The sequence below is a fragment of the Mycobacterium sp. UM_11 genome (assembly GCF_001414075.1).
GTDB lineage: Bacteria > Actinomycetota > Actinomycetes > Mycobacteriales > Mycobacteriaceae > Mycobacterium.
The window spans coordinates 18,371-29,202 of the sequence record NZ_LATC01000066.1 but is presented as its reverse complement, the minus strand read 5'-3'; the positions used below and the strand labels follow the sequence as shown (position 1 = coordinate 29,202).

Sequence of the window (10,832 nt, the reverse complement as noted above, 5' to 3'; positions counted from 1 at the left end):
ATGTGTATAAGAGACAGGGTCAAGCCCGGGGTGCTGGTCGCACCCCCGCCCAGCGCGGGCACCGGGGGCAGGTTGATGCCGAACTGCGACAGCCCCTGCGACAGCGCGCCCATCAGCTCGCCCGGCAGGTCGCTCATCACGGCCGCCTGCTTGAAGTCGTGGTGCTCGGGCGGCTTGCTGCCGGTCGTCGATTCGTAGACAAGGAAATACGCGCAAGGACTCGCCACTGCCAGGGCGGCGACCGCGCTCATGGCTGTCGAAAGCTTGCGTCGGCGTCGGTTCGGCACGGAAGTCTCCTCAATCTGGACAACTCAATCGTCAACTGTGTTGTGTCGGTGTGGCCCGCCGGTTCCACCCGGCGAGATCCACACAGAATCGATGGTACGAGTGAGATTGTTGTGACTAGAGTGGTGATATTGAATCGTGAGGTAATTGCGACCCCGACCGTGATCGCCGGGCTGAGGCGCCCGCGCTCCTCGTCAATCGGCCGATCGCGGACTCCGTGGCCTCGCCAAATGGGTTAGGCCCACGCGGTCGGATACCCTAAGCAACCGATGACCGCTCGTTTCGACCTCCTCGTCGTCGGCTCCGGATTCTTCGGCCTGACCATTGCCGAGCGCGTGGCTACCCAACTCGGGAAGCGCGTGCTCGTCGTGGAACGCCGCCCCCACATCGGCGGCAACGCCTATTCCGAAGCCGAGCCGCAGACGGGCATCGAGGTCCACAAGTACGGCGCGCACCTGTTCCACACCTCTAATAAGAGGGTCTGGGACTACGTGCGGCAGTTCACCGACTTCACCGACTACCGGCACCGGGTGTTCGCGATGCACAACGGGCAGGCCTATCAGTTCCCGATGGGGCTGGGCCTGGTGTCACAGTTCTTCGGCAAGTACTTCACCCCGGACGAAGCCCGCCGGCTGATCGCCGAGCAGGCCGGTGAGATCAAGACCGAGGACGCGCAGAACCTCGAGGAGAAGGCGATCTCGCTCATCGGGCGACCGTTGTACGAGGCGTTCGTCAAGGGCTACACCGCCAAGCAATGGCAGACCGATCCCAAGGAACTGCCGGCCGCCAACATCACCCGGCTGCCGGTGCGCTACACCTTCGACAACCGGTACTTCAGCGACACCTACGAGGGCCTCCCGGTCGACGGCTACACGGCGTGGCTGCAGAACATGGCCGCAGACGACCGCATCGAGGTCAGGCTGGACACCGACTGGTTCGACGTCCGCGACCAGTTGCGCGCCGACAGTCCCGACGCGCCGGTCGTCTACACCGGCCCGCTGGACCGCTACTTCGATTACGCCGAAGGCCGGTTGGGCTGGCGCACACTGGATTTCGAGGTCGAGGTGCTGACCGATCGCGGCGACTTCCAGGGCACGTCGGTGATGAACTACAACGATCTCGACGTCCCCTACACCCGCATCCACGAGTTCCGCCACTTCCACCCCGAGCGCGATTACCCGACCGACAAGACGGTGATCATGCGCGAGTTTTCCCGGTTCGCCGAGGACGACGACGAGCCCTACTATCCGATCAACACCGAAGCCGACCGGGCCCTGCTGGCCGCGTACCGGGCGCGTGCGAAGGCCGAAACCGCTTCGTCGAAAGTGCTTTTCGGCGGCCGGCTGGGCACCTATCAATACCTGGACATGCACATGGCGATCGCCAGCGCACTGAACATGTACGACAACACCATCGCGCCGCACCTGCGCGACGGCAAAGCCCTAGTGGAGGAAGGCGCGGGGGGATGACCGCTGTAAGCCTGCTTTCCAGGATCATCCTGCCGCGGCCGGGGGAGCCCCTCGACGTGCGCAAGCTGTACCTGGAGGAGTCGACCACCAACGCCCGGCGCGCGCACGCGACCAGCCGCACGTCGCTGGAGATCGGCAAAGAGTCCGAGGTGTCGTTCGCCACCTACTTCAACGCGTTCCCGGCCAGCTACTGGCGCCGCTGGTCGATCTGCGCGTCGGTGGTGTTGCGGGTCGAGCTGACCGGAACCGGCCGCGTCGACGTGTACCGGACCAAGGCCACCGGGGTGCGAATCTCGGTGGAGGGCCGCCAGTTCGTCGGCACCGACGAGCAGCCGGCGATCGTCGAGATCGAGGTGCCGCTCAAACCGTTCGAGGACGGCGGCTGGATCTGGTTCGACATCACCACCGACACCGCGGTCAACTTGGTCAGCGGCGGCTGGTATGCGACCGAGCCCGCTCCCGGCACGGCCAACATCGCGGTGGGGATCCCCACGTTCAACCGGCCGGCCGACTGCGTCAACGCCCTGGCCGACCTCACCGCGGATCCGTTGGTGGACGAGGTGATCGGTGCGGTGATCGTCCCGGACCAGGGTGTCCGCAAGGTGCGCGATCACCCGGACTTCGCGGCGGCGGCCGCGGGCCTGGGTAACCGGCTGTCCATCCACAATCAGCCCAACCTCGGCGGTTCGGGCGGCTACAGCCGCGTGATGTACGAGGCGCTGAAAAACACGGACTGCCAACAGATTCTGTTCATGGACGACGACATCCGCATCGAGCCCGACTCGATCCTGCGGGTGCTGGCGTTGCACCGCTTCGCCAAGAGGCCGATGCTGATCGGCGGCCAGATGCTCAACCTGCAGGAGCCGTCGCACCTGCACATCATGGGCGAGGTGGTCAACCAGTCCAACTTCATGTGGACCGCCGCGCCGCACGCCGAGTACGACCACGATTTCGCGGAATTTCCGTTGAACGACAAGAGCTCTCGCAGCGCACTGCTGCACCGACGGATCGACGTCGACTTCAACGGCTGGTGGACGTGCATGATCCCGCGGCAGGTCGCCGAGGAACTGGGCCAACCGCTGCCGCTGTTCATCAAATGGGACGACGCCGAATACGGTCTGCGCGCCGGTGAGCACGGGTATCCGACCGTCACGCTGCCCGGCGCGGCGATCTGGCACATGGCCTGGAGCGACAAGGATGACGCCATCGACTGGCAGGCGTACTTCCATCTGCGCAACCGGCTGGTGGTCGCCGCCATGCATTGGGACGGTGACATCACCGGACTGGTCCGCAGCCATCTCAAGGCCACGCTGAAACACCTTGCTTGCCTTGAATATTCGACCGTGGCGATCCAGAACCGGGCCATCGACGACTTCCTGGCCGGCCCCGAGCACATCTTCTCGATCCTGGAATCCGCGCTGCCCGAGGTGCACCGGCTGCGCAAGGAATACCCGGACGCGGTCGTGCTGCCGGCGGCCAGCGAGCTGCCGACGCCGTCGAACAAGACCAAGGCGATGAAGCCGCCGGTGAACCCGGTGTCGATCGGTTACCGGCTGGCCCGCGGCATCGCGCACAACGCGACCAAGGCCGACCCCGAAGCCCACCGGCGTCCGCAGTACAACGTGCCCACCCAGGACGCCCGCTGGTTCCGGCTGTGCACGGTCGACGGCGTCACCGTGACGACGGCCGACGGGTGCGGGGTGGTCTACCGGCAACGCGATCGGCGCAAGATGTTCCGGCTGCTGTTCGCCTCGCTGCGCCGGCAGCGCCGGCTGGCGAGCCGGTTCGACGAGATGCGCAAGATCTATCGGGACGCGTTGCCGGTGCTGTCCAGCAAGCAGAAGTGGGAGACGGCGCTGCTGCCCGCGCACGCCGAGCGAGAGCATGCCTGAATCGGTCCCCCCGCGCGGTGAGGTAGCGGCCCTGGTGGCGGTGCAATCCGCGCTGGCCGACCGCCCCGGCGTGCTGACCGTGGCACGCGGCCTGTCCCACTTCGGCGAGCACAGCATCGGGTGGCTGGCCGTGGCGGCGGTCGGCGCCCTGCTGATGCCGAAGCGGCGCTGGGATTGGCTGGTGGCCGGGGCCGGCGCGTTCGCCGCGCACGCCGCCGCCGTGGTGGTCAAGCGGGTGGTGCGGCGCAAGCGGCCGCACGATCCGGCCGTCGTGGTCAACGTCGGCACGCCCAGCCAGCTCAGTTTCCCGTCGGCGCACGCCACCTCGACCACCGCCGCGGCCATCCTGATGGGACGGATCACCGGTCTGCCGCTGCCGGCCCTGCTGGTTCCCCCGATGGCGTTGTCGCGGATGCTGCTGGGCGTGCACTATCCCAGCGACGTGGCGTGCGGCATCGCCCTGGGCGCCACCGTCGCGCGAATCGCGGTTCGGCTCCAGGGCCGGGCGGGGAAAGGTGTGGGCGAATGAGTGAGGACGTGGTGGCCGGGCCGTCGGGCAACGTGGTGCTCGGGGTCGTCAAGGCGATCCGCCCGCGGCAGTGGGTGAAGAACGTGCTGGTGCTGGCCGCGCCGCTGGCCGCGCTGGGCGGGCCGGTGCGCTACCACTTGCACGACGTGCTGGACAAGGCCTACCCGGCCTTGGGCGCGTTCGTCGCGTTCTGCCTGGCGGCGTCGTCGATCTACCTGATCAACGACGTGCGCGACGTCGAGGCCGACCGCGAGCACCCGACCAAGAGGTTCCGCCCGATCGCCGCGGGTGTGGTGCCGGAGTGGCTGGCCTACGCCCTTGCGGTGGTGCTCGGCGTCGCCTCGCTGGCGATCGGCTGGTGGATCACCCCCAACCTGGCGCTGGTGATGGCCGTCTACCTCGCGATGCAACTGGGTTACTGCTACGGCCTGAAACACCAAGCGGTGATGGACATTTGCATCGTGTCCTCGGCGTATCTGCTGCGGGCCATCGCCGGCGGCGCGGCCACCGACATCCGCCTCACCCAGTGGTTCCTGTTGGTGATGGCGTTCGGGTCGCTGTTCATGGTGGCCGGCAAGCGGTACGCCGAGCTGCAACTGGCCGAGCGCACGGGGGCCAAGATCCGCAAGGCCCTGGAGAACTACACGAGCACCTACCTGCGGTTCGTCTGGACGCTGTCGGCCACGGCGCTGGTGGTCTGCTACGGGCTGTGGGCCTTCGACCGGGAACACGGCGCGGCGGGCTGGTTTGTGGTCTCCATGGTGCCGTTCACCATCGCGATCCTGCGCTACGCGGTCGACGTGGACGGCGGGCTGGCCGGCGAGCCCGAGGACATCGCGTTGCGGGATCGGGTGTTGCAGCTGCTGGCGGTGACGTGGATCGCGACAGTTGGAGCCGCCGTTGCCTTCGGCTAGCCCCGAACTGCAGGCCCTCAAAGCGCGGATGATGCGCGGCCGGCCGGTCATCAGGCGGTTGGGTTGGCCGGTGTTCCCCTACACCCCGATGGTGCGGGTCAGCCTGTGGGTCAGCGTGGTGGTGGTCGTCGTCCTGTTCGGTTGGGGCGCTTGGCAACGCCGCTGGATCGCCGACGACGGGCTCATCGTGTTGCGCACCGTGCGCAACCTGCTCGCCGGCAACGGGCCGGTGTTCAACCAGGGCGAGCGGGTGGAGGCCAACACGTCGACCGCCTGGACCTACCTGATGTACGCCGGGGCCTGGGTGGGCGGTCCGATGCGGATGGAATACGTGGCGCTGGCGCTGGCTTTGACGCTTTCGGTCCTGGGCGCGGCGCTGCTGATGCTGGGGGCCGCGCGGTTGTACGCGCCCAGCCTGCGCGGCCGCAGGGCCCTGATGCTGCCGGCCGGCGCGCTGGTCTACGTCGCGCTGCCGCCGGCTCGTGACTTCGCCACCTCCGGTCTGGAGAGCGGGCTGGTGCTGGCCTATCTCGGTTTGCTGTGGTGGATGATGGTCTGCTGGGCGCAGCCGGTGCGCAACCGCCCCGATCGCCCGATCTTCGTCGGCGCGCTGGCGTTCGTCGCCGGATTCAGCGTCCTGGTCCGGCCCGATCTGGCGCTGATGGGTGGGCTGGCGCTGATCATGATGCTGGTCGCCGCGCGCGGCTGGCGCCGTCGGGCGCTGATCGTGGTCGCCGGCGGATTGCTGCCCGTCGGTTACGAGATCTTCCGGATGGGTTACTACGGCCTGCTGGTCCCCGGGACCGCCCTGGCCAAGGATGCGGCCGGCGACAAGTGGTCGCAGGGCATGATCTACCTGGCCAACTTCGACGCGCCCTACGCGGTATGGGTGCCGGTGGTGCTCCTGGTGCCGCTCGGCGTGCTGCTGCTGGCCGCGCGCCGCCGGCCCTCGTTCCTGCGTCCCGCGTTGGCCCCCGACTACGGGCGGCTGGCCCGGGCCGTCCAGAGCCCCCCGGCGGTGGTGGCCTTCGTCCTGGTGAGCGGTCTGATCCAGGCGCTCTACTGGATCCGCCAAGGCGGCGACTTCATGCACGGACGGGTGCTGCTGGCACCGCTGTTCTGTTTGCTGGCCCCGGTCGCCGTCATCCCGGTGGCCATTCCGGACGGCCAGGACTACTCGCGGGAGACGGGGTACTGGGTGGCCGGGGCGGCGAGCGCGCTGTGGCTGGGTCTGGCCGGCTGGTCGCTGTGGGCGGCGAACTCGCCGGGGATGGGCGACGACGCCACCCACGTCACCTACTCCGGAATCGTCGACGAGCGGCGCTTCTACGCCCAGGCCACCGGCCACGCGCATCCGCTGACCGCGGCCGACTACCTGGGCTATCCGCGGATGGCGGCCATCCTGACCGCGCTGGACAACACCCCGGAGGGGGCCTTACTGCTGCCGTCGGGCAATTACATCCAGTGGGACCTGGTGCCGATGGCCCAGCCGCCACCGGGTAGCGCCCCCCAAAAGCCCCAGCACGCAGTGTTTTTCACCAACCTCGGCATGGTGGGCATGAACGTCGGCCTCGACGTCCGGGTGATCGACCAGATCGGGTTGGCGAATCCGCTTGCGCAGCACACGGAACGGCTGCAGCACGGCCGCATCGGGCACGACAAGAACCTCTTCCCCGATTGGGTGATCGCCGACGGCCCGTGGGTGAAGGTGCATCCCGGTGTTCCGGGTTATCTGGACGAGCAATGGGTCGCGGAGGCGGTAGCGGCCCTGAAATGCCCCGAGACGCAGGCCGTGCTGAGTTCGGTGCGCGCGCCCATGACGCCCCACCGGTTCCTGTCCAACCTGCTGCATTCCTATGAATTCACCACGTACCGGATCGACCGCGTGCCGCGCTACGAGCTCGCCAGATGCGGGCTGCCGGTGCCCGCCGAGGCGCCACCTCCACCACGCGAGTAAGGCCCGCGCAGAAGAATTTTCGGCCGATCTCAAAATCGTTACGAACCGTGCCGAATGAAAAATTCCCAGCAACATCACATTTCGGGCTCAACCTGCTGGCCATAGTGCGCAAGCACATGCGGAAACGCCGTTTACGCCGTCGTGGTTTCGCCTTGAACACGCCGGGTGACGGGGGCCGAATTGCGCTCTGCGGGCCCGCCTCGATGCGACTCGACGGTTCAAGGTGTGGTTGACTACACGGGCACTGCTGCGCGGAGATCGTATGCAGTACGACCCACACATGACGCGTCCGGATGACGGGCGCGCCGAAGAAGGATGAGGAAGCAAGGATGACGCTTGTCGACAGGTTTCGCGGCGCCGTGGCCGGCATGCCGCGGCGGCTCGTGGTGGCGGCCGCAGGCGCGGCGCTGCTCTCGGGCCTGATTGGCGCCGTGGGGGGCTCGGCGACCGCTGGTGCCTTCTCGCGCCCCGGTCTGCCGGTGGAATACCTGCAGGTTCCTTCCGCGGCGATGGGCCGCGACATCAAGGTGCAGTTCCAAAGCGGTGGCGCCAACTCGCCCGCGCTGTACCTGCTCGACGGAATGCGCGCGCAGGACGACTTCAACGGCTGGGACATCAACACCCCGGCGTTCGAGTGGTACAACCAGTCCGGCATTTCGGTCGTCATGCCCGTCGGTGGTCAGTCCAGCTTCTACTCCGACTGGTACAAGCCCGCCTGCGGTAAGGCCGGCTGCACCACCTACAAGTGGGAGACCTTCCTGACCAGCGAGCTGCCGGCGTACCTGTCCGCGCAGAAGCAGGTCAAGTCGACCAACAACGCCGCCGTCGGTCTGTCGATGGCCGGGTCGTCGGCGCTGATCCTCGCCGCGTACCACCCGAACCAGTTCGTTTACGCCGGCTCGCTGTCGGCGCTGCTGGACCCGTCGCAGGGCATGGGCCCGTCGCTGATCGGCCTCGCCATGGGTGACGCCGGTGGCTACAAGAAGGACGACATGTGGGGCCCGTCGAGCGACCCGGCCTGGGCGCGCAACGACCCGTCGCTGCAGGTCAGCAAGCTCGTCGCCAACAACACCCGGATCTGGGTGTACTGCGGTAACGGCAAGCCGTCCGACCTCGGTGGCGACAACCTGCCCGCCAAGTTCCTCGAGGGCTTCGTGCGGACCTCCAACCTAAAGTTCCAGGACGCGTACAAGGCCGCCGGTGGCAACAACGCGGTGTGGAACTTCGACGCCAACGGCACCCACGACTGGCCCTACTGGGGCGCGCAGCTGCAGGCGATGAAGCCTGACCTGCAGTCGGCGCTGGGTGCCACCCCGGGCGCCGGGCCGGCCACGGCCGCTGCGGCCGCCGGAAACGGCACCAACGGCCAGGGCACCTAAGCCCTAAAAATCACGCGACTGGCGGCGGGAACCCCTCGGGGTTTCCGCCGCCAGTGGTTTTGGTGTGTGATTTGTTTCACTACCCCGCGGGCGGGGGAACTACGGCGCTGGCTAATGTGCAGACAGCGACTAGACGATGGAGGGTGGACATGAGGGTCGTGCGGGGTATGTCGGCGCTTCTTCGGGCGGTCTGCGTGGCCGCGCTGGCGGTCGCCTTGATCGGTGTCGTCGTGACGGGCGGACCGGCCGGCAAGGCCAGGGCGGCGGGGTACGAGAGCCTGATGGTGCCGTCGGCGGCGATGGGCCGCGACATCCCGGTGGCCTTCCTGGCGGGCGGACCGCACGCGGTCTATCTGCTGGACGCCTTCAACGCGGCCCCGGACGTTAGCAACTGGGTCACCGCGGGCAATGCGATGAACACGCTGGGCGGCAAGGGGATCTCGGTGGTGGCGCCCGCGGGCGGGGCCTGGAGCATGTACACCAACTGGGAGCAGGACGGCAGCAAGCAGTGGGACACGTTCCTGTCCAGCGAGCTGCCGAACTGGCTGGCCGCCAACAAGGGCCTGGCGCCCGGTGGCCACGCCGCCGTCGGCGCCTCGCAGGGCGGCTACGGCGCGATGGCGCTCGCCGCGTTCCACCCCGACCGCTTCGGTTTTGCCGGCTCGCTGTCGGGCTTCCTGTACCCGTCGAGCACCAACTACAACGGCGCCATCCTGGCCGGGCTGCAGCAGTTCGGCGGCGTCGACGGCAACGGCATGTGGGGCGCACCCCAGCTGGGCCGGTGGAAGTGGCACGACCCCTACGTCCACGCCTCGCTGCTGGCGCAGAACAACACCCGCGTGTGGGTCTACAGCCCGACCAACATGGGCGGCGACGACGCCGCGATGATCGGCCAGGCCGGCGCGGCCATGGGCAGCTCCCGCGAGTTCTACCAGCAGTACCGCAGCAACGGCGGGCACAACGGTCACTTCGACTTCCCCGGCGGCGGCGACAACGGCTGGGGCTCGTGGTCGGGGCAGTTGGGCGCGATGTCGGGGGACATCGTCGGCGCCATTCGGTAGCGGCGATCGCAAGCGCGGCGAAGCCGGGCGCCGCGGGTCGGCGCCATTTCGGTAGCGGCGATCGCCATTTCGGTAGCGGGTCGCTGCCCGGCTGACCCGCTCCTGCGAGCCGGTACCGTGTAGGGGGTGCGGCGGGGGTCGGAGGACCATTTCGCTGCGATCCACCGACTCTGTTAGCAGGAGAACATGGCTACCGACGCCCGGCGCAAGCGCCACCGAGCCCTCGCCTGGACCGCCGCCCTGGCGATGGCGGGCGTCGTGTTGTTGGTGATCGTGCTCGTGGTCGTCATGCTGCGTGGCCGCGAATCGCCGCCCAGCGCGGTGCCGCCCGGCGTGCTGCCGTCGCCGTCCACGACCACCCATCCGCACAAGCCGCGGCCCGCCTCGCAGGACGCGTCCTGCCCGGATGTCCAGTTGGTCAACGTCCCCGGCACCTGGGAATCGGCCCCGCAGGACGATCCGCTCAACCCGATGCAATTCCCCAACGCGTTGCTGCACAAGGTGACCGCGTCGATCACCCAGCAGTTCCCCGCGTCGCGGGTGCAGGTGTACACCACCCCCTACACCGCGCAGTTCCACAACCCGCTCAGCGGTGACACCCAGATGTCGTACAACGAAAGCCGCGCCGAGGGCACCCGCGCGACGGTCCAGGCGATGACGGACATGAACGCCAAGTGCCCGCTGACGAGCTACGTCCTGATGGGCTTCTCCCAGGGCGCGGTGATCGCCGGTGACATCGCCAGCGATATCGGCAACGGCCGCGGGCCGGTCGATGACGACCTGGTTCTGGGTGTGACGTTGATCGCGGACGGCCGCCGCCAGCCCGACGTGGGCAAGGACATCGGGCCCAACCCGCCAGGGCAGGGCGCCGAGGTCACCCTGCACGAGGTGCCGGTGCTGTCCGGGCTGGGCCTGACCATGACCGGGGCGCGGCCCGGCGGATTCGGCGCGCTCAACGACAAGACCAACGAGATCTGCGCGCCGGGCGACCTGATCTGCGCCGCCCCCGACGAGGCGTTCAGCGTGGCCAACCTGCCGAATACGCTCAACACCCTGGCCGGCGGGGCCGGCCAGCCCATTCACGCGTTGTACGCGACGACCCAGTTCTGGAATCTGGACGGGCAGCCCGCGACGGATTGGACGCTGAACTGGGTGCAAGGACTGATCACCAACGCGCCGCACCCCAAACATGGATGACCGGCCGCGGGACACAGCGGTTTGGAGCCCGTTGCCGGTGCAGATCAGCGGTACCTTGTGATTTGGTGTGCTGCGGGCCGCCCCTTAACATTAAGAGGAATTTAAGAGCTAGAGACTTTGTCGCGGACCCGGTCCTGGTTGAAGCCGGC

At 68.0% G+C, this 10,832-nt stretch carries 8 protein-coding genes and 1 pseudogene; 8 read left to right on the top strand and 1 reads right to left on the bottom strand.

The genetic code is table 11. From position 1 onward, the window contains the following. A pseudogene (locus tag WU80_RS16760) lies at nt 1–287 on the bottom strand (PirG); the annotation flags it as partial. Nucleotides 288–554: 267 nt separating this feature from the next. Between WU80_RS16760 and glf the strand changes: the two are divergent. The 8 genes from glf (at nt 555) to WU80_RS16720 (ending at nt 10,683) form a co-directional block, all read left to right on the top strand. After that, nucleotides 555–1,754 (top strand): UDP-galactopyranose mutase, encoded by a 1,200-nt coding sequence (glf, locus tag WU80_RS16755; protein ID WP_055403913.1) that lies wholly within the window; start codon nt 555–557, stop codon nt 1,752–1,754. Then, nucleotides 1,751–3,646 carry a glycosyltransferase gene (locus WU80_RS16750; protein ID WP_055403912.1) on the top strand — a complete coding sequence of 632 codons (1,896 nt, stop codon included), beginning with the start codon at nt 1,751–1,753 and terminating at the stop codon, nt 3,644–3,646. Before glf ends, WU80_RS16750 begins: the two co-directional genes overlap by 4 nt. After that, nucleotides 3,639–4,175, top strand: coding sequence for a phosphatase PAP2 family protein (locus WU80_RS16745; protein ID WP_055403911.1), 537 nt, complete (start codon nt 3,639–3,641; stop codon nt 4,173–4,175). The genes WU80_RS16750 and WU80_RS16745 overlap by 8 nt, the downstream gene beginning before the upstream one ends. Then, nucleotides 4,172–5,089, top strand: a complete 918-nt coding sequence (locus WU80_RS16740) for a decaprenyl-phosphate phosphoribosyltransferase (protein WP_055403910.1) — start codon at nt 4,172–4,174, stop codon at nt 5,087–5,089. Before WU80_RS16745 ends, WU80_RS16740 begins: the two co-directional genes overlap by 4 nt. Continuing rightward, nucleotides 5,076–7,046 (top strand): terminal beta-(1->2)-arabinofuranosyltransferase, encoded by a 1,971-nt coding sequence (gene aftB, locus WU80_RS16735; RefSeq protein WP_304437996.1) that lies wholly within the window; start codon nt 5,076–5,078, stop codon nt 7,044–7,046. The genes WU80_RS16740 and aftB overlap by 14 nt, the downstream gene beginning before the upstream one ends. A 329-nt stretch (nt 7,047–7,375) precedes the next feature. Further along, nucleotides 7,376–8,425, top strand: a complete 1,050-nt coding sequence (locus WU80_RS16730; protein ID WP_055403908.1) for an esterase family protein — start codon at nt 7,376–7,378, stop codon at nt 8,423–8,425. 158 nt (nt 8,426–8,583) lie between these two features. Continuing rightward, complete coding sequence (locus WU80_RS16725; RefSeq protein ID WP_055403915.1) at nt 8,584–9,486, top strand: esterase family protein; 903 nt, start codon at nt 8,584–8,586, stop codon at nt 9,484–9,486. Between the two features lie 186 nt (nt 9,487–9,672). Continuing rightward, on the top strand, nt 9,673–10,683 hold the full coding sequence (locus WU80_RS16720; RefSeq protein WP_055403907.1) for a cutinase family protein: 1,011 nt from the start codon (nt 9,673–9,675) through the stop codon (nt 10,681–10,683). Nucleotides 10,684–10,832 lie beyond the last annotated feature (149 nt).